Here is an 18,399-nt window from a genome sequence, read left to right on the forward strand (position 1 = left end):
CCGCGCCCCAGGGTTCTGTGCAGGGTTCCCCTGATCGCCCGCCATGGCATACTCCCCACCTTCGTTTTCCGGACCCGGGCCGTATGACTTTCGACTCCCCCTTGAGCGCCTGGCAGCATGCCATCGAACACCACGGCTTCGTCCAGGACGAGGCCCAGGAATTGGCCATCATGACGCTGGAGCAATGCCACACGGCGTTGCACGAAGGTCGCAAGTCGATCAAGGGCGTTTATCTCTGGGGCCCGGTGGGGCGTGGCAAGACCTGGTTGATGGATCGCTTTTATGAAAGCCTCAAGGTGCCGGCCCGTCGGCAGCACTTCCATCATTTCATGGCGTGGGTGCATCAGCGTTCATTCCAGCTCACCGGCACGCCGGATCCTTTGCAAGCCCTGGCCCGGGAGTTGAGCGCTGAAGTGCGGGTGCTGTGTTTCGACGAACTGTTCGTCAATGACATTGGCGATGCAATCATCCTCGGGCGCCTGTTCCAGGTGATGTTCGAGTTGGGCATGGTGATGGTCAGCACCTCCAACCTGCCGCCGGAAGAACTCTATGCCAACGGCCACAACCGTGAGCGTTTCCTGCCGACCATCACCGCGATCAATCGATACATGCAGGTCGTACCGGTGAACGGCTGGCAAGACCATCGCCAGCACCCAGGCCAATTACAGCAGCGTTATTGGCTGCGCGATCCCGGGCAACCTGATCCGCTGGGTGACGTCTTCAACCAGTTGACCGCCGGGCAAGCGTCGAGCAGCGCACCGATCGAGGTCGGCCATCGCCTGCTTGAACCGGTCCAGGCCAGCGACACCGTGCTCTGGAGCCGTTACACCGACCTGTGCGAGCAACCGTTCTCGGCGTTGGACTTCATGGCGCTGTGCGACCGCTTCAGCGTCATCCTGCTCAGTGACGTGCCGTGCCTGAGCGCCGAACAGCGTGAAGGGCGCATCGCCCGTGGTACCGAAGACGGTGTTGAACGGGTCGTGGCCGGTGATCGGGAACTGCCGCAGTTGTCGATCCATGACGACGGCGTACGGCGCTTCATCGCCCTGGTGGACGAATGTTATGACCGCAAGGTGCCACTGTGCCTTTCGGCCCGGGTACCGATGGATGAGCTGTACACCGAGGGCTATCTGCAATTCCCGTTTCGCCGTACGCTCAGCCGCCTCCAGGAAATGCAAATGCAACGTTTTGGTCAGCAAGCCTGACCCGTGTCTCGCTGACGGTATCGAGCCACGGTACTTCAGAGGTGTGAAATGAAAAGTTTATCGAGGAGGCTCGGCGATGAGGCTGAGGTATCTGCCAAGTCGGAAAGCTTTCATTCGGAGTTTCCTTTAGGTTGAGTTAATTTTGGCCGAGCTGTATAGACCGAAAAAATCGGCAGTAGGGAAGGGCGCGGACGTTTGACATCACCCCTTTAAAGCCTTTATTTTTCAGCCGCAGATACCAATTGGCCAGCCTTAATTAATAATAATTGTCATTTTCGTGGCCGATTCAGGAGCAGTATCGTTTGCGCCCCATTTGGGTGCAGAAACAGCACACGCATGGCTGCATTGATGAGCAGCTATGACTGCCTGGCATTAGGACATCAGGATGCAACATTCAGAGGGAACGGAAATTGCTGGCTTTAGGAGAGTTTAGTGGGATTTTACAGTCGAGTTCTGAAAAGCAATGGTTTGAGGAGTTAACCGGTTACGCGAACAGCTTGGGCTATACGGGGATTTTGTTTGGCTTGAAAAAAACAGCCGCCGCCCCCTTGGCGTCAGCCGTCATACACTCCAACTATGATGAGGCTTGGAGAAGAAAGTATGATGGGTCGGGTTTCGCTTTCATTGACCCAGTAGTGGAACATAGTTTTACGAAGGTATTCCCCATTATCTGGCTTGAAAGTATCTACGAGACACGTCAACAGAAAAATTTCTTTGAAGAGGCTTGTGTCCATGGACTTCGGAGTGGCATTACCCTTCCATTGCATGGCCCTGGCGGGGAAATGGGTACATTCAGCTTAAGTCTGGATAATATTCAGAACACACCCCAGACGATCCGCCATATCTCGGATACGCTTCCGCAGCTTATGTTAATCAAGGAGCTGGCCCTTGGCAGCTATTTGCCTTACTTTCACACATCGAATCCACTGACCCAAACAACTTCGGAACTTTACCCTTTATCAAAAAAGGCGATAGAAATTCTAAAGTGGTGCGCCATAGGGAAAACCTCGTGGGAGATCGCTCGCATTTGTGTTTGTACAGAGGCAAATATTAACTTCCACTTGAACAAGGCGCGTCAGATTCTCGGTGTTAATAGTCGCAAGGCAGCGGTCGTTAAGGCTTATTCTCTAGGTATCATCGATATTTAGCCCGGCTCTTTTAACAGCAATTCTGACCCCATTACGACACGGGCAATATATCGCTAAAGCGCAGCAATCGACACTATCATTTTTGATAGCTGATCGATGAAATGATTTGAATTATTCTCCTCGGACATTTCGGCGAGGGGAAACAAATGCATTACTCATTGGGTTATAAAAACGAATTTGACAAGCAAGCCATTATTTCCATGTACAAGCTGCGTGCTGATGTATTTAAAATACGTAAAGGTTGGGCCATCGAAACTATAGATGGCATGGACATTGATGGTTACGACGCATTAGATCCTATTTACATGCTCATCAAGAGAACGTCTGAAGACAATGAGGTGCAAGGTTGCTGGCGTATTTTACCCACGACGGGGCCGTACATGCTCAAGCACACCTTCAGCGAGTTGCTAAATGGGGAAGAGGCGCCCTGTGCGGAAAACATCTGGGAACTTAGCCGATTTGCCATTAATGCAGAAAACAACCGAGTGATGAGTTTTTCAGATATCACCGCCGAAGCGATAAAAACCATCATTGCCTTTGGTTTCGAGCAACAACTGGAAAGCTATGTAACCGTGACGACCGTCGGCGTAGAGCGAATGCTCATTCGTTCGGGCATTCATATCCAGCGACTCGGTCCGGCAATGCAAATCGGCATAGAACGTGCCGTTGCCCTGAAAATTCACCTATCGGAACAAACCAGAAAGGCCATATTGTAATAATACGACCTACCTGCCAAATAGAGAGCCTGCATGACGCTTGCACGCTCTCTCCTCAGCCTGGGTAGCTGAACGGCACAGCACCATTGCTTAAAAGCGTTGCATTAAAACGACTCAAATCGAAACGGTTACCGTACTTCGCGCACGCATCGGAATGAAGCTTGCGGATCGTCGCTAGCCCTACTTGATAGCCCGCTGCTTGAGCGGGAACCGCTAGATAACGATCGATTTCGGCGGCAGCGTCGTCCATGTCGAGCCCGGCCGTTTTCTCCAAAAAGGTTATACCTTGGTTGCGCGTCCATCCCTTGGCGTGCAGTCCGGTGTCCGCGACGACACGCGCGGCCCGTAACTGCTCGGTTCTGATGTGCGAATTTTCGCCACTGGCCGCATCTGTATACAACTGGAGCGTTGATGCGAGCCCTTCGGCATAAGTCGCCCAGCCCTCGATAAAGGTGTTGAATAGACTTAATTGGAGTAGCACCGGCAGTGCCGGGTTCTGCCTCGCGACGCAGAACTGCAAGTGGTGTCCAGGTATCGTCTCGTGAAAAGCCACCACTTCCAGAAAACTGATAGGCATTTGTCGAACCTTCGCCGCATTGACCCAGAAAATGGCCGGCGTTTTTTTTCCCGCTGGGGTGTACTTCGCAAACGGTGCCGAAGCCTCTAGCGCCGGTGGTATTGCTTTGAATGACAGATCTTCAAGATTCACGCCCTTGACGCAATCATCTGCCTGCGCGCGTGCCCGTTCGTTGAGTTCTTCCAGATAGCTCAATAGGGCCTGTGTAAAATCAAACGATTCCAGGCTTCGCCCAGCGCGGCGCAGCAAGTAGCTTTCCGTCGTTTCAGCGTCCAAAAAATTAGCTGAAGACCGTGCCAAGCGGTGATTGATTGCTTCTATCTGTTCCAGCCCGAATTGGTGAAGCAACGTACCATCGAGGCTATTGGCCTGATACCGCAAGGCATTTTGGTAGTACTGGCTTCCACCGGGAAGATCAAGGACCGAATACACAGGTGCATGGTCCGAAGAAAGAAAGCGCTCCACCGTATCGATAGCCACTGAATACGCCGGGTAAATGGATGATTTCAGGACGGATTCAGCATGGTTCAAAAAAGACAGCCGGCTATCAACTGTTATTGCTTCACAAAGCTTAAGTTTATGTTCGAACGAGGCGTACAAAGGGTGCAAGTTGAAGGGGGTGGAAATATAACATTTCAATGTGGCGATGGCTCTGGCCAAAATGGTGTCAGGCGCGTACCAGCCTTGTTTCCGATCATGCTCGAATTTGTCTACTACACTCGCAATCATGTGCCTCAGCGACGTTAATCGCTGTACGTAAAAAACCGCATCTGCTTCGCACGTCACCGCAAAACTGTTGGCCAATGCTTCAGGTATATCAATGAGGGGGCCATTGATTTGATTAATGATGAAGGGGATATGACCTGCCCAAGTATCGATGTATCCAACCGGCGCATCTGTGTACCCGGCGAAAATATCGAGTTGCGAGGACAGTGCTTGCAAACGGATTTTCCAATCGGCTTCTATTCCTGGTTCGATCTGCTTCCGTATAGCGCTGGCCATGCTGCGCATCTCGGACCGCAACGCCGTCTCGCAAGCGACAGAGTAGTCTTCGATCTTCGAGGCTGACGCCGCGCGCTCACTTGCCTCGTAAAGATCGTAAAATAAAGCTGTGCTCGGCCGATATTCAAGATATCGATCCAACGATCGCTGGCCTATTTCGTGCAGTAAACTTCCTTGTACAAAAGCGTTCATCCCGATACCTGTGGCCGTTATTTTATCGTGGGTTCACATTGAATCTCAAAATTCACGGAGTTAGCCAAAAAGCACTCGTGATGCGCTTCGTCATGCAGTTTGATCGCCAGTTCCTTGTCGGAAGTCGGCGTCACCTCAACCTGTGGACGCAGTATCACCTTGGTGAAGTGGCCTTTACGCGTAGGATGTTCATCCACCATGTAGCCTACCGCGTTATCAACATAGCTGGTCACAACGATGTTGTTGACGGCGCATAAATGCAAATACCACAGTTTATGACACGCCGAAATTGACGCGACCAGCAGGTCCTCAGGATTCCACTTCGCAGGATCTCCCTGGAACGCAGGGTCAGACGATCCTTGCAAAACAGGTTTTCCCTGGGATATGGCAGTAAAATCGCGACCATAAGCTTTATAGGCAGAGGTGCCCGTTCCGCGATTGCCGGTCCAGGAAATTTCAACTTCGTAATGATGTTCACTCATGTGTGGCGCTCTCGTCGGTCAAAATTTTGAATTGGCTGAAGGCCGTTTGAAAAAACGCCTCTTCGTCGGAGTTTTTAAATTTAGAAATAAAATAAGCCGGGCGATCATAGTAGCCAGTCGCCGGATTGATGTCATCCCCCTCTTTGACCCCGATTTTATGCTCCAACAGTGTTTCGATAAACGCATCACTTAATGGCGAGACCGAGGCGATCCGCCCTGCCGAAACCGTAGAGAATTTAACGGCCGTCACTTGAGCGTGCGTGCGATTGATGTAAGGCCGCGTGCCAAAACACAAAAAGTCGGCGTACTCAAGAAATACCTTATTGCCCGACGAGTACTCAATAAGCTTGGTGATGAAATCCCCCCCAAAGCGGCTATGGAGCTCAATGATTTCCAAACAGCCATCGATAATCTTGAATTCGACGTGGAACGGGCAGATGGACATCCCAAGCGACTGGAAAATTTCTTTCAAAGCAGGATGCAACCAAGGCAACAAGCGATGGTTGCTGTCAAAACGATGGCCGGTTTCGACAAAGTATGGCTGCTCCGTTGTTTCCTTTTCGGTTACGCCATAAATATGAAGCTCGTTGTCAAGCAGCAGCCCCTCGACACTAAATTCCGCCCCTGGCAAAAAGCTTTCAACGATCAGTTCACAGCCGTTTGCGTACGCATTGTTCTGCAGCCGCTTAGAGTAATCGGCTACGTCCACGATCTCCTTTATCAGCTGCACGCCGATGCTGCCCGTCAAGCTCACTGGTTTGACGATCACAGGAAGATCGAATCGAGCAAGCACATTCGGTAATTGACTAATGGAGCTTTTTTCAAATTGAACCTTCGTCAAACCTGACTCGGCCAAGGCAACGCGCATCGCGTGTTTATCGACCGAATTTTTCTCCACCTTGGCCCCATGCCCGCGCATGGAAAGTTGATCCCTGACTTGGGACGCAGGCATTAACCCGAGCTCGGCCAATGAAATCAAATTATCCAACCGCAGATCAACCGATAGCGCTTGGATACAATCGACCGCATACGAGTCGCACGCGACGAAATGGAGATTGGAGGGCAGCACGAATTCTTTCACGGTCGAAATGCGGGCATCGGTATCGATAAGAAAAACGTGCCCATTGAAATGTGAAAGCTGTGTCGTGATTTGCTTCAAAATGTCCAAGTTATAAGGTAGCTGAAGGATACCGAGCCGTGTCATCTGCGCCTGCCTTTTTAGTGAACGCTAATAGCGAAATCGAAAATATGAAAGCCAAAATTCCTACGCCGAACGCCAGGCCCCAACCTGAATTGATCCCATAGACTGCAGCCAGCCCCGTGGTGGTACTGATCGACAGGATTTTCCCAAGCGTCAGTACTACAGGGATCAACGAAAACAGTTTCGCTCGGTACCGCACAGGGGCGTTTTTGGAAATGAACACACTCATATACGTAGCGCCCAGTATCTCACCGATACTCCACAGCACGACCAGTGCCAATACCGGATACAGACTGCCGAAAAAATAATGAATGCCGAATCCAAAACCGTAAAACAGCGCCGCTATTCCCATATTCATAATGGGGTCGATGGCCGACGTGACCTTGACCACATATTTGGTCAGCAGCAATACAATGGCAGCGTTGACTATACCGATGGTGCCGAACAGCACCGAACTTGAATCCTTATTTAAACTGTCCAGCCAGACCGGCAATTGGTATTCGCGCTGAGCATCGAGGAACGCCAAACCAAAAAACAGGATGAAACTGCAAACAATTATCGCGGGCAGGGTGCCGGCCTCTACCGACATGGAGGTGGCACTGTCCGACATCGACGAGCGTGTAACCGGTTTGAGCAGCAACGCAGTACACAAAAAACTCAAAGCACTTAGGACTGTAAAAAAATACAACGGATACTGGGCTCCACGTGCCAAGAGGAAGCCGCCGACAATAAAAACAACTGCAATCCCGATATTGTTCGCCAAGTACAGATTGCCGAACGAACTTTCGCGATTTGACGCGTCGACGCTATTGGACAGATAGTTACTCAATACCGGATTCGCTGCCCCAGCCATGACGGCAAAGGCTGAAATAGCGGTAAATGTAACCGGCGCCGGAAGTCCGAGTGAGCCAATAATCATGGCCAACAGGGAGCAAAAAGAGAATAACAGCAACAACGAGCGCGATTGAAACTTGTCTCCCAAGTACCCGCCTGCCAGATTGCCGACCAAGTAGCTCACAGATAATATGGTCACCATCGTTGCCAATGCACTGGCGTCGAAGTCATAACGTTTGCTGACGAAGAGTGCTGAAAACGGAATTACGAAATTGCTAGCGGTAAACAACAATTTGACAATACATATTCGCATGGCGTTGGTCATGGTTTTTCCTCAAGCGGAGCCGGCCAGTCCGCCACCATCGACGACCAGCCCTTCTCCGGTAATAAACGATGAGTCATCGGACGCCAGAAACAAAACGGCGTTGGCTATTTCACTAGGCAGGCCGGCTCGACCTAAGGGGCGGGAGACAGCGGCATCGACCAGCGAATTTTTTTCGAGTCCCAGTTGCTCAGCTTCGTTGAACAACATGGGCGTGAGCGTATCGCCAGGGCAAATGCAATTGACGCGGATATTATCGGCCCCATGATCAATCGCCATCGCTTTGGTCAGGAGTACCACGCCGCCTTTCGATGCACAGTAGCTTGCCGCCTTGGCGCCACCAACCAAGCCCCATCCGGACGCGGTGTTGACGATATTGCCCCCGCCTTGACGTTGCATGTGAGGAATCGAAAACTTTGACATGAGGAAGATTGATCTCAGGTTGACATTGATTACCTGATCCCATTCTTCAACCGTCGTATCCACCACCGACGCACGCCGGGTAATGCCTGCGTTATTAAACAACACATCGATGCGGCCATATTTCTGGATAATATCCTCGATCAAGCCCCGGCACTGTTCGGCGTCTGCAACATCCACGGCATAGGCTGATGATTCTGTTCCGGCGTCAATAAGCGCTTGCAAAAGACTTTCATCAATAACTTTATCAACCAACACGACATGTGCGCGTTCGGCCACAAAGGCTCGTGCGGTGGCGGCTCCGATACCGCCATTGCCGCCGGTAATCACTACTACCTGGTCATCAAATCGCGAACGCATGCTCGATCTCTTCTTCTGCATATAAAATGTCGGCAGTATTTCCGAAGGCGAACGACTCCCGATGATCGAACGCCATATTGATGACTCGTCGGCGCGAGGAGTTATCAGAGATAGGAGTGACTCGATGCAGGTTTTCCCCAGCATTCAATATGTAACAATCGCCGGCTTCCAGATGCACGCTTTTGATGAGGTCATGACGCCTGGCAAAATTTAATCCCAAGTCCACTTGCTTGTATGGATCGATGGCCAGGTGAGCGCACAGTTCTTTCCATTTTGATACATATTCAACACACCCACCGCTGCCGGCGGCGGGTGCATCCAGAACGATGATCAGCGCATAGGTTGGATCGTCCAGATGCCATCCGTGCGTCTGCCCCCGGCCGTCAAGATAATTCGCGACAATGCATTCTTCCTGATGCTTGACGGTATAAAGTTTATTTTGCGTCAGCAGCGACAGGACCGTCTGCAACTGGTGGTGCACATATAAACTCGGGATAAAAATCGTGTTTTTCAGGATTTTTTTGCCGCCAGCCACCGATAACACTCGTGGCGTTTCATATCCTGCCATGACGAAGTCACGCTTCGTACTCAAGTCATGCAACTTGAATGTTTCGTCGTTCAGAAGACTGAAGACGTCTTTGGATAAAAAATTCCGTAAGGTTAAATAACCATCTTGTTTGAACTGAATACTGAGCTTTTGCAGATAATTTTTATCGAGGTACGTTGGCTCCACCACGTCGGCGAGCACTAGTGATTCCATCATTGATCAATCCCTGTTCGCATAATAGATTCAAGCTAACTCAAGATGCGCGCTTGCTTCTTGATGATGGGACGCAGCGTCATGTTTTTTCATGTCTGCCAGGATGCCGTCCCACAAGGCAATACGCGCACTGATTGCTTGTTGCGCTGCCTGCAACGCAGCAGCTTCGGCATGCTCGTCGATGATCAGGTCCGACAAAATCTTCATCGCTGCCGGCCCGTGCTCGTCGCCGTCCAGATCAATATGCCGTTGCAGATAATGAACAAATCGTGGTGCCGATTCTTTTTTCAGGCCCCATTGATCAAGTAGCGCCTGGAACATTTGTGGAATGGCATCCTCTCGACCGTAAAAGAAGCTGCTCGCGGCTTCTTCGGCACGACCATCGAGTGCGGTGGCTATCGTTTGGCGAACGAATTTAATGACGTAGCTCGGGACGTCGGCTAATTCGAGGGCCCGCTCCAGATCCGTTCCGCTGCGGTAATGTTGCTCAAATAGGTCGAATTTGTGTCTCGAACAGCCCATGTCGGCCATGGCCGCCAAATACATATCAAAGTGGCTGACAGGTAGACCGTCGTCTCCCAGGTCACTTTCCTCACCCAAGATGATTTCGTTGATAAAACGCGCCTTTTTGGCATCCGCCGGCGTGAACCACGGCAAACGGGTGCAAGTAAGCTCAATTTGCAAGCGTTTCGCCAGGCTCATGAAGTCCCAAACAGCGAATACGTGGGATTCCATGAAGATTTTCAGATGAGCTGGCGTTTTGATGTAGTTGTAGATTTCGTGGTTTTCGAGTGTTGTTTGCAGCTGATTCAGTTGTTGTTTGAACATGTACACGTCCTTTTCAATTAGTTTCGACAGCGATCGGCTGATCGGTAGGCGCGGTATTTTGTTGAGCAGCTTTGGCTTCGATTTCGCTATCACCTTTGCCGGTGAAGTCACGGTACATACGCTTCAGCACCTTAGGTGTCGGAATTAAAAGAGCGGTATCATTTCGATATTGCTGCCAGGATTCGCCAATCATTGCCAGACCTCGCAGGTCTTGGTGATAAGTACCTAGGTAGAGATAGATGGTCGCGCCGATTGCCAGGAACAACGTGTCCAGGGTCATTACAGGGTGAGTCCAGAACAGCAGGATTAAACACGTGTGATGCGGAAACCGAATGTATTTTTTTATACCCTGTTGGCGAACACGATAATACGCTGGCATTTGTTCATTTTTAAGCCTTGCCGCAACTTGGCGTACACCCAACCATTGCCAGAAAGAAGTTGTGTATTTAAAGCAGAAAAAGAAGAAGAACAGCGACGCTGCCAGCGAAATGGTCATGAGGTGGAACGGAATGCTACCTGGCGTCAGGTAGAAGATGTACACGCCCGACGGCGCCCAAAAATGGAAAGCCAGCAATAGTGTAATGACGGACATGATGCTGTAGCTTATGTTCCAGCTCCATGCGGGTAATATGGCGTTGTACCCGCGCACCAAAACCTTTGTCGTCAACACGGTATGCTGCAATCCGTAGGCGAGCATTATTAGAAGATCCACCATCCACCAAGTCATTAGTTCTATCCTTAATTAATCGTGTAGCGAGTCAGTTTGGGTTTTGCGGCGAATTGCATAAATGGGTCATTCGCCACATTCAAGCGCACCGTTATTTTATAATTCGGAAATTCTTTTGCTAATGTTAAGCGCACGTCGTCGATTATTTGATCGCTGCCCAGTGCAATCAGGTCGATGTTAATGCTTTGCTCAGTTCTAGAGCAGGTTGCCACGTAGTTGAAAACAGGTTGTTCTAAACTGTAAATTACCTCTTCCAATCGGGCGGAACAGGGGTAGCCTTCTTGCAGGTTCACAATGCGGCCCAACGGTTTGAACTTGAACGGGTGATTTTTTCTGACCGTTACTTCAAATACATCGTTGGTGTTATAGCGCTTTATGGGTAGCAACCCACCTTTAAGCCAAGTTACATGCAGCTCCCCCTTGACCATATACTCTTCGGGGTTCGCTATCGTGACCTCACCGTCGACGATTTCAAAGATAAAATCTTCGTGGAAGGGGAGGTATTGTCCGTTACCGATTCCATACATCAAGCTGGCTGTTTCGCTGCCACCGTATACGAAAGCGACGACCTTGCAATCCGAACCCAGAATTTTCTTAAAATTTGCTTCGCAGGCCTCTGTGATCAGTTCCCCGGTCAATAACACCTTGTTAAGCTTTAACTCCACGGCCTCATCAAGCTTTTTGATCTCGTATAATATTTTCAAAGCCAGGGATGGCGTGGTCATGAGGGTGGTGATTTCGTACCTCACCAAAACATCACGGATACGCCGATAATCACAGATTCCCTCGATCGGAAAGACTTTGACGTAACCGACTTCGAGTTTTTTCAAGGCAAATGTAGTGGCCTCGATAAACGGGCTCAACATGCCGGGATGAATGATTGCAACTCTGTCCTGCTTTTTTTTTAGCAGTCTGGAGTACGCATACATCTGGTTCTGCGTATTCCACCTGAGCTCGATATTGCCGCGTGGTGTTTGAAGTGGTTTGCCTGTTGTTCCCGAGGTTTCGCTGAACAACACCGCGTTCTCTAGAAACGAGTCGCGATGCTCGTCGGCATAATCAATCAGGTCACTTTTATTCTGAATGGGAATATCTTGAAGCATATTCTCCAGATCAACTTCATCGAAATGATTCTGAGGATGATTTTTCCCTTCCTCGGTCGTTGATGCTAAAAATTCAGCGGCTTTCCTTCGGTTTGCCGTGATGACTAAATGCATAACATCCCTTACTTGATTGTCCGTGATCCTAGGCCAGAAGATGTCACTCCATAGTTTTAATCGCAACTATCAAAACTATTAGTTTTTTCTGCTGCCTGCCCTGTAGGATCTCGTTCGAGGGGGCATGGCCGGACGTTACACAAGAGAGGGCGTAGTGGCGTCAAGACGACGAAGGCGGGATAGTTTAAGAGTGCTTTGAAATAGCCGGATGTTTCGGGGTTTGCCTGATGCTGCTTGAAGGGAATTGCCGTGGCCCGGTAGCTGTGCCACGTTCGGCCTGTTCGGCCGGGCCCAGGGTCATACGGTGCTTTTGCTCGAGCCTCGGTGAAGGCTGATGGCGGGGGATCAAAAGCTGGTGCAGTAGACCCCAGCATTTATTCAGAGGCAGCTATCGCGAGCTGCCTGTTTGCATATAAATGCGCGCTCAAGATCAAAATCAGGCCGGCGATAGCTGCCTGGATTTTGATCTTGGGCGCTCCGTTGAGCCGCTGGCTGAGCCTCGCGGGTTTCGGGTTACTTCTGTACAACTTCCGCAGTCGGCGCCTTGGGCTGCATCAGGCTGAAGTCGATCAGGGCCTTGCGTGGGGTTTGATAGGGATCGCCGATCAACAGCGGGCGAGCCTTGAAGTCCGCGCTGACCAGGCTCTTGCTGTGGTCCAGCTCATCAAAACTCAAGCCAGCCAAGTCTGCCCAGGTGTGAATCAGCTGCGAGCTGCTGTACGGCCGTGACAGGTCGCCGGCAAAGTTCCAGTCATGGCTTTCGCGCCACTTGGGCGAGGCCCAGGCCATGAAGGGGATGGTGTACATCGGCGCGGTCGGCTTGCCTTCGTTGCGGCCCAAGGTGCCGTGGCCCGAAGAGTCGAACACGTCTTCACCATGGTCCGACAGGTACAGCAGGAAGCCGTTGGGGTCGGTCTTGGCGTAGTCCTTGATCAGGCTGGACACGACGAAATCGTTGTACAGCACCGCGTTATCGTAGCTGTTGTAGGTCGGGACCTGATCATCACGCAAGCCCGCCGGTACGCCCTGGCGGTCGGTGAACTTGTTGAAGGTCGGCGGATACCGGTACTGATAGCTCATGTGAGTGCCGAGCAGATGCACCACGATCAGCTTGCGCGGGGCGCTGTCGGCCAGGGCTTTGTTGAACGGCTCGATCACGTCGCCATCGTACTGCGCGGCATTCTGGTTGCGGTTGTTGTTCAGGTACACCTGCTCGTCGGCCTGTTGGGAAAAGGTCGTGAGCATGGTGTTGCGCTTGGTCATGGTCTGCTGGTTGGTGATCCAGAAGGTCTTGTAGCCGGCCTGCTTCATCATGCTCACCAGCGACGGGGTGCTCAGGTACAGGTCCGGATTCTGTTCGTCGGCGAATGTCAGCACCTGCTGCAGCGCTTCAATGGTGTAGGGGCGCGGGGTGATGACGTTATCGAACACCGCCAGCTGGTCCTTGAGCTTGTCCAGCTCAGGCGTGGTTTCCCGAGGGTAACCGTAGAGGCTCATGCGCTGGCGGTTGGTGGACTCACCGATCACCAGCACCAGGGTGGCAGGCTGGTCGGCCGTGGCATCCTTGAGGTTGCGCAGTGGCGCGATCTTGCTGGCGCTGTGGAGCATGCCTTGCATGTTCTCCAGCTGTTCACCGTAGCGACGATAGGCCACCAGCATCTGCCACGGCACCGCCGGCTCGATGCGATCTTCGAATTTTTCCAGGCCGCCGGCAAAGCTGCCGGTACGCTGGGTCTGCTTGATCAGCGGATAACCGACCACCGCCAAGACGATGGCGAATGCTGCGACCATGGCCTGGCCCCGGGGCAGGTACACCGGGCGCAGGCGGGTCCAGAGCCAATAGCCGACGGCGGTGTGGGCCAGGAACGCCGCCACCATCCACCAGGCAAAATATTGGGTCAGGTACTCGCCGGCTTCAGACACGTTCGATTCGAACATGATGAAGATGACGCTCTGGGAAAATTCTTGCTGATAAATGAAGAAGTAGCCCAGGCTGGCCATGGAACAGGCCCACAACACCACGCCGATCAACGCGGCGAGCACGCGCGTGCGGGCGGGGAAGAGCAGCAGGGGCGCCAACCACACCGCACTCATCACGAAGGCTTGGCGAAAGCCGGTGAAGCCGGAGGTGTCGCTCACCAGAATGAGCAGTTGGGTGATGCCAGAGAAGTACCAGAAGAACAGAAACAGCCAGCCAAGCCCGGCCCAGTCGAAACCTTTCGCAGTCGTTTTGCTGCGTTTGAACAAACTCATCAAGCGCTCCAGCCTTTGTCGACGAAGCTGTCGGCACCGGATTGGTGACCGCAGGCATACGCCGAGCAACCCTAAAGGCGGGGAGTATTGCGAGCCGATTGTGAAAAGTTCGTGAGTTTTTCGAATACAAATCGGTAACGGGGTGCGAATGCCACCTGGAGCGAAGGATTCAGCTGTGGGAGCAAGGCCTTGTTCCGAGGATGGAATGCTCGCCACAAGGCTGCCTGGCAGGACTCACACGGAAGTGACACTGTTTGATCAGCGTCACTTCCTCGGCTGTGCTTCTGGGACGGTTACCGAGCCAGGGACTGGCTCTGGTAGGGCAGTTGTGCGTGCTGCAACTGCATGCGCAATTGCGTCACTTCATCGAGCAGCAGATCGCGTTCTTCCTTGAGCAGGCGCAATTCATCGCGACGAATGGTCACATAAAGGGTTTGGGGAGGACGTGCGGTAACGACAGGGTCCATTGCTCACCTCGCAAATGGCGTACATCAACTAGAGAGATGTCGCCAGTTTTTTTGGTCGACACCTCTTTATCGGCGCCGATTCTGAATACTTTTGCTCGTGAATGGAACTTTTTTATTTTTCATGGTCATCGTGTCTTCGGCCGGTTTTTGAACGTTATCCCTTGTGATCGGGCGATTTACCCGGAAACTATGCAGCAATGCTCTGGACTAACCTCCACAAGTCACTTTGAGCTAAACCTTTGACACACCTTTATTTGTAGTAGGGAGCATCAGCACATGCAACTCGGGATCATTGGACTGGGCCGCATGGGCGGCAATATTGCGCGGCGCCTGATGCTCAATGGGCACACCACTGTCGTCTATGACCGCAATGCCGCTTTCGTCGAAAACCTGCATCAGGAAGGCGCCACGGGCGTGACGGATCTGCCGGCATTGGTCGCCGGGCTGGAGAAACCCAGGGCGGTCTGGGTCATGCTGCCGGCCGGCGCACCCACCGAAGACACCATCAACGTCCTCAGTGAACTGCTGGAACCGGGTGATGTGATCATTGACGGCGGTAACACGTACTACAAGGACGACATCCGTCGCGCCCAGGCCCTGTCGGAAAAAGGCCTGAGCTACATCGACGTCGGCACCTCCGGCGGGGTTTGGGGCCTGGAGCGCGGCTACTGCATGATGATTGGCGGCGATGCCGACGTGGTGAAGCGCCTGGACCCATTGTTCGACAGCCTGGCTCCTGGCATGGGCGACATCCCGCGCACCCGTGACCGCAAATCCGACGATGACCGCGCCGAACGTGGCTACATCCACGCGGGCCCAGCCGGTTCGGGGCATTTCGTGAAGATGATCCACAACGGCATCGAATACGGAATGATGCAGGCCTTCGCCGAGGGCTTTGACATCCTCAAGACCAAATCCAGCGAAAGCCTGCCACCGGAACAGCGCTTCGACCTGAACGTGGCCGATATCGCCGAAGTCTGGCGTCGCGGCAGCGTGGTGTCGTCCTGGTTGCTGGACCTGACCGCCGACGCGTTGGCCAGCGATCCGAAACTGGACGGTTTTTCCGGCGAAGTCGCCGACAGCGGTGAAGGGCGCTGGACCATCGAGGCCGCCATTGAGCAAGCAGTGCCGGTTCCGGTCCTGTCCAGTTCGTTGTTTGCCCGTTTCCGCTCGCGCCAGCAAAGCACGTACGGTGACAAAATGCTCTCGGCCATGCGCTTCGGCTTCGGCGGCCACGTGGAGACGCCGAAAAAATGACCTCGATCGGCAGCAGATCCAAGGCAGAACCCGCGCCGCCGACCACGTTGTTTCTGTTCGGCGCCCATGGCGATCTGGTCAAGCGTCTGCTGATGCCGGCGCTTTACCACCTCAGTCGCGACGGTCTGCTGGGCGATGGGCTGCGCATCATCGGGGTTGACCACAACGCCATCAGCGATGTGGATTTTGCCAAGAAACTCGAGGACTTCATTCGTAACGAAGCGGCGAACAAGGGCGGCGATGCCGGCCGGGCGCTCGATCCGGTGCTGTGGGCCAGGCTGGCCCAGGGCATCAGCTACGTCCAGGGTGATTTCCTCGATGAGAGCACCTACCAGGCGTTGGCGGCGAAAATCGCTGCCAGCGGCACCGGCAACGCGGTTTTCTACCTGGCGACCGCGCCGCGCTTTTTCAGTGAAGTGGTCAGCCGCCTCGGTGCGGCCGGGCTGCTTCAGGAGCAGGAGGGGGCCTTCCGGCGGGTGGTGATCGAAAAACCGTTCGGCTCCGACCTGCACACCGCCGAAGCGCTGAACGCCTGCCTGCTCAAGGTCATGAGCGAGAAGCAGATCTATCGCATCGACCATTATCTGGGCAAGGAAACGGTGCAGAACATTCTGGTCAGCCGTTTCTCCAACAGCCTGTTCGAGGCGTTCTGGAACAACCATTACATCGACCACGTACAAATCACTGCCGCCGAAACCGTCGGCGTGGAAACCCGTGGCAGTTTTTATGAGCACACCGGCGCCCTGCGGGACATGGTGCCCAATCATCTTTTCCAATTGCTGGCGATGGTGGCCATGGAGCCGCCAGCGGCGTTTGGCGCCGACGCCGTGCGCGGGGAAAAAGCCAAGGTCGTCGGGGCGATCCGGCCCTGGTCGGTAGAGCAGGCCCGGGCCAACTCGGTCCGTGGCCAGTACACGGCCGGTGAAGTCGGTGGCAAGGCGGTAAACGGTTATCGCCAGGAGGCCAACGTAGCGCCTGACAGCAGCACCGAGACCTACGTTGCCCTCAAGGTCATGATCGACAACTGGCGTTGGGTCGGCGTGCCGTTTTACCTGCGCACTGGCAAACGCATGAGCGTGCGGGACACGGAAATCGTCATCTGCTTCAAGCCAGCACCTTACGCGCAGTTTCGCGACACCGACGTCGACGAACTGCAACCTACGCACTTGAGAATCCAGATTCAGCCCAATGAAGGCATGTGGTTCGACCTGCTGGCCAAGCGGCCCGGGCCGGCACTCGACATGGCCAATATCGAGTTGGGTTTCGCCTACAAGGATTTCTTCGTAATGCAGCCGTCCACAGGTTACGAAACCCTGATCTACGATTGCCTGACTGGCGACCAGACGCTGTTCCAGCGTGCCGACAACATCGAAAATGGCTGGCGCGCCGTGCAGCCGTTCCTCGATGCCTGGCGGCAGGACGCAGCGGTCCAGCCCTACAAGGCGGGCGAAGATGGCCCGGCCGCCGCCCATGACTTGCTTGCCCGCGACAGTCGCGTCTGGCACGACCTCGGATGAGTGATTTGATGAAGCATCCCATCCGTTTCCTGCTCAGCGACATGGACGGCACATTGCTGTTGCCCGACCACAGCCTGAACCAGCGCACCATTGAAGCGGTTCGCTCATTGCGTGAGGCCGGTGTGTTGTTCAGCCTCGCCACCGGGCGACCGCCGCGGGCCATGTTGCAGCAGATCGAGGCCCTGGGTGTCGACCTGCCCACGGCGGCGTTCAATGGCGGCACGCTGGTTCATCCCGATGGCAGCTTTCTGGCCGTCCACTACCTGCCACCCGAGGCGGCGCTGGCCACACTGGCCCTGTACGCCGACCAGCCCGGCATCGAAGTCTGGGTATTTGCCGATGGCGACTGGCTGGTGCGCGACGCCAACGGTCCGATGGTGCCGGTGGAGACGCGTGGCCTGGGTTACCCACCGGTAGAAGTCGAGAGTTTCGAGCCGTACCTGGAGCGGATCGACAAGATCGTCGCCACCAGCGCCAACACGGATCTGCTGGTGGAACTGGAAGCGCGGTTGCATCCGCTGCTCAAGGGCCAGGCCCAGGTGTCACGTTCGCAACCGATCTACCTGGATGTGACGGCCATGAAGGCGAACAAAGGAGAAGCGTTGTCGACCCTGGCAGCCTTCCTCGATGTGCCGCTGGAGCAGACGGCGGCGATGGGGGACGGTGGCAACGACCCGGCGATGTTCCACCGCGCGGGATTATCGATTGCGATGGGGCAGGCGGAAGAGGCGATCCGGCGCCAAGCGGATGTCGTGACCGCCGCCGTTCTCGACGACGGTGCGGCGCTGGCGATCGAACGTTACATCTTGCCGCGATAGCGACCAGAGCCCCTGTGGGAGCGAGCTTGCTCGCGATAGCGGTCCTTCAGTCAACATCAATGTCGGCTGACAGTGCACCATCGCGAGCAAGCTCGC

Annotated in this window: 17 protein-coding genes; 6 read left to right on the forward strand and 11 right to left on the reverse strand. The window is 53.8% G+C overall.

The genetic code is table 11. From position 1 onward, the window contains the following. Positions 1-83 precede the first annotated feature (83 nt). The 3 genes from zapE to LQ215_RS01175 all read left to right on the forward strand — a co-directional run bounded on the left by zapE (position 84) and on the right by LQ215_RS01175 (position 3,069). A complete protein-coding gene (zapE, locus tag LQ215_RS01165; protein ID WP_230147029.1) occupies positions 84-1,205 on the forward strand; it encodes a cell division protein ZapE in 1,122 nt (373 codons plus the stop codon). A gap of 410 nt (positions 1,206-1,615) precedes the next feature. Further along, positions 1,616-2,353, forward strand: coding sequence for a helix-turn-helix transcriptional regulator (locus tag LQ215_RS01170; protein ID WP_230147030.1), 738 nt, complete (start codon positions 1,616-1,618; stop codon positions 2,351-2,353). Between the two features lie 146 nt (positions 2,354-2,499). Then, positions 2,500-3,069, forward strand: a complete 570-nt coding sequence (locus tag LQ215_RS01175; RefSeq protein ID WP_230147031.1) for an acyl-homoserine-lactone synthase — start codon at positions 2,500-2,502, stop codon at positions 3,067-3,069. Between the two features lie 55 nt (positions 3,070-3,124). Here the strand turns inward: LQ215_RS01175 and LQ215_RS01180 are convergent, their stop codons facing one another. The 11 genes from LQ215_RS01180 to LQ215_RS01230 form a co-directional block, all read right to left on the reverse strand. Further along, the gene (locus LQ215_RS01180; RefSeq protein ID WP_230147032.1) at positions 3,125-4,840 is read right to left on the reverse strand and encodes a DUF885 domain-containing protein; all 1,716 of its coding nucleotides are present in this window, start codon (positions 4,838-4,840) and stop codon (positions 3,125-3,127) included. Positions 4,841-4,857: 17 nt separating this feature from the next. After that, positions 4,858-5,322 (reverse strand): OsmC family protein, encoded by a 465-nt coding sequence (locus LQ215_RS01185; RefSeq protein WP_230147033.1) that lies wholly within the window; start codon positions 5,320-5,322, stop codon positions 4,858-4,860. Continuing rightward, positions 5,315-6,526 carry an ATP-grasp domain-containing protein gene (locus LQ215_RS01190; protein WP_230147034.1) on the reverse strand — a complete coding sequence of 404 codons (1,212 nt, stop codon included), beginning with the start codon at positions 6,524-6,526 and terminating at the stop codon, positions 5,315-5,317. The genes LQ215_RS01185 and LQ215_RS01190 overlap by 8 nt, the downstream gene beginning before the upstream one ends. Next, positions 6,492-7,682 carry an MFS transporter gene (locus LQ215_RS01195; protein WP_230147035.1) on the reverse strand — a complete coding sequence of 397 codons (1,191 nt, stop codon included), beginning with the start codon at positions 7,680-7,682 and terminating at the stop codon, positions 6,492-6,494. The genes LQ215_RS01190 and LQ215_RS01195 overlap by 35 nt, the downstream gene beginning before the upstream one ends. A 9-nt stretch (positions 7,683-7,691) precedes the next feature. Continuing rightward, positions 7,692-8,459 carry an SDR family NAD(P)-dependent oxidoreductase gene (locus LQ215_RS01200; protein ID WP_230147036.1) on the reverse strand — a complete coding sequence of 256 codons (768 nt, stop codon included), beginning with the start codon at positions 8,457-8,459 and terminating at the stop codon, positions 7,692-7,694. Continuing rightward, on the reverse strand, positions 8,443-9,222 hold the full coding sequence (locus tag LQ215_RS01205) for a HalD/BesD family halogenase (RefSeq protein ID WP_230147037.1): 780 nt from the start codon (positions 9,220-9,222) through the stop codon (positions 8,443-8,445). The genes LQ215_RS01200 and LQ215_RS01205 overlap by 17 nt, the downstream gene beginning before the upstream one ends. A gap of 27 nt (positions 9,223-9,249) precedes the next feature. Continuing rightward, positions 9,250-10,047 (reverse strand): DUF3050 domain-containing protein, encoded by a 798-nt coding sequence (locus LQ215_RS01210; protein ID WP_230147038.1) that lies wholly within the window; start codon positions 10,045-10,047, stop codon positions 9,250-9,252. Positions 10,048-10,060: 13 nt separating this feature from the next. Further along, positions 10,061-10,774: a hypothetical protein gene (locus LQ215_RS01215; protein WP_230147039.1), complete on the reverse strand. Its 714-nt coding sequence runs from the start codon at positions 10,772-10,774 to the stop codon at positions 10,061-10,063. Between the two features lie 11 nt (positions 10,775-10,785). Next, positions 10,786-11,991 carry a hypothetical protein gene (locus LQ215_RS01220; protein ID WP_230147040.1) on the reverse strand — a complete coding sequence of 402 codons (1,206 nt, stop codon included), beginning with the start codon at positions 11,989-11,991 and terminating at the stop codon, positions 10,786-10,788. 513 nt (positions 11,992-12,504) lie between these two features. Then, positions 12,505-14,244, reverse strand: coding sequence for a phosphoethanolamine transferase CptA (locus LQ215_RS01225; protein WP_230147041.1), 1,740 nt, complete (start codon positions 14,242-14,244; stop codon positions 12,505-12,507). Positions 14,245-14,537: 293 nt separating this feature from the next. Continuing rightward, positions 14,538-14,711, reverse strand: a complete 174-nt coding sequence (locus LQ215_RS01230) for a DUF6026 family protein (protein ID WP_165826028.1) — start codon at positions 14,709-14,711, stop codon at positions 14,538-14,540. Between the two features lie 252 nt (positions 14,712-14,963). Here LQ215_RS01230 and gnd point away from each other — a divergent pair, with 252 nt between their 5' ends. From gnd to LQ215_RS01245, 3 genes are read left to right on the forward strand one after another with little or no spacing between them, the layout of a single operon-like run. After that, positions 14,964-15,968: a phosphogluconate dehydrogenase (NAD(+)-dependent, decarboxylating) gene (gene gnd / locus LQ215_RS01235; protein WP_290369067.1), complete on the forward strand. Its 1,005-nt coding sequence runs from the start codon at positions 14,964-14,966 to the stop codon at positions 15,966-15,968. Then, complete coding sequence (zwf, locus tag LQ215_RS01240) at positions 15,965-17,485, forward strand: glucose-6-phosphate dehydrogenase (protein WP_230147043.1); 1,521 nt, start codon at positions 15,965-15,967, stop codon at positions 17,483-17,485. The genes gnd and zwf overlap by 4 nt, the downstream gene beginning before the upstream one ends. After that, positions 17,482-18,303 carry an HAD family hydrolase gene (locus LQ215_RS01245; RefSeq protein WP_230147044.1) on the forward strand — a complete coding sequence of 274 codons (822 nt, stop codon included), beginning with the start codon at positions 17,482-17,484 and terminating at the stop codon, positions 18,301-18,303. The genes zwf and LQ215_RS01245 overlap by 4 nt, the downstream gene beginning before the upstream one ends. Positions 18,304-18,399 lie beyond the last annotated feature (96 nt).

It is taken from the genome of Pseudomonas brassicacearum (assembly GCF_918698105.1).
GTDB lineage: Bacteria > Pseudomonadota > Gammaproteobacteria > Pseudomonadales > Pseudomonadaceae > Aquipseudomonas > Aquipseudomonas brassicacearum_F.

Excerpts from the sequence above, each read along its gene's own strand:
- zapE (WP_230147029.1), top strand. The coding sequence starts at position 84 with ATGACTTTCGACTCCCCCTTGAGCGCCTGGCAGCATGCCATCGAACAC.
- LQ215_RS01175 (WP_230147031.1), top strand. The coding sequence starts at position 2,500 with ATGCATTACTCATTGGGTTATAAAAACGAATTTGACAAGCAAGCCATT.
- LQ215_RS01180 (WP_230147032.1), bottom strand. The coding sequence starts at position 4,840 with ATGAACGCTTTTGTACAAGGAAGTTTACTGCACGAAATAGGCCAGCGA.
- LQ215_RS01185 (WP_230147033.1), bottom strand. The coding sequence starts at position 5,322 with ATGAGTGAACATCATTACGAAGTTGAAATTTCCTGGACCGGCAATCGC.
- LQ215_RS01190 (WP_230147034.1), bottom strand. The coding sequence starts at position 6,526 with ATGACACGGCTCGGTATCCTTCAGCTACCTTATAACTTGGACATTTTG.
- LQ215_RS01195 (WP_230147035.1), bottom strand. The coding sequence starts at position 7,682 with ATGACCAACGCCATGCGAATATGTATTGTCAAATTGTTGTTTACCGCT.
- LQ215_RS01200 (WP_230147036.1), bottom strand. The coding sequence starts at position 8,459 with ATGCGTTCGCGATTTGATGACCAGGTAGTAGTGATTACCGGCGGCAAT.
- LQ215_RS01205 (WP_230147037.1), bottom strand. The coding sequence starts at position 9,222 with ATGATGGAATCACTAGTGCTCGCCGACGTGGTGGAGCCAACGTACCTC.
- LQ215_RS01210 (WP_230147038.1), bottom strand. The coding sequence starts at position 10,047 with ATGTTCAAACAACAACTGAATCAGCTGCAAACAACACTCGAAAACCAC.
- LQ215_RS01215 (WP_230147039.1), bottom strand. The coding sequence starts at position 10,774 with ATGACTTGGTGGATGGTGGATCTTCTAATAATGCTCGCCTACGGATTG.
- LQ215_RS01220 (WP_230147040.1), bottom strand. The coding sequence starts at position 11,991 with ATGCATTTAGTCATCACGGCAAACCGAAGGAAAGCCGCTGAATTTTTA.
- LQ215_RS01225 (WP_230147041.1), bottom strand. The coding sequence starts at position 14,244 with ATGAGTTTGTTCAAACGCAGCAAAACGACTGCGAAAGGTTTCGACTGG.
- LQ215_RS01230 (WP_165826028.1), bottom strand. The coding sequence starts at position 14,711 with ATGGACCCTGTCGTTACCGCACGTCCTCCCCAAACCCTTTATGTGACC.
- zwf (WP_230147043.1), top strand. The coding sequence starts at position 15,965 with ATGACCTCGATCGGCAGCAGATCCAAGGCAGAACCCGCGCCGCCGACC.
- LQ215_RS01245 (WP_230147044.1), top strand. The coding sequence starts at position 17,482 with ATGAGTGATTTGATGAAGCATCCCATCCGTTTCCTGCTCAGCGACATG.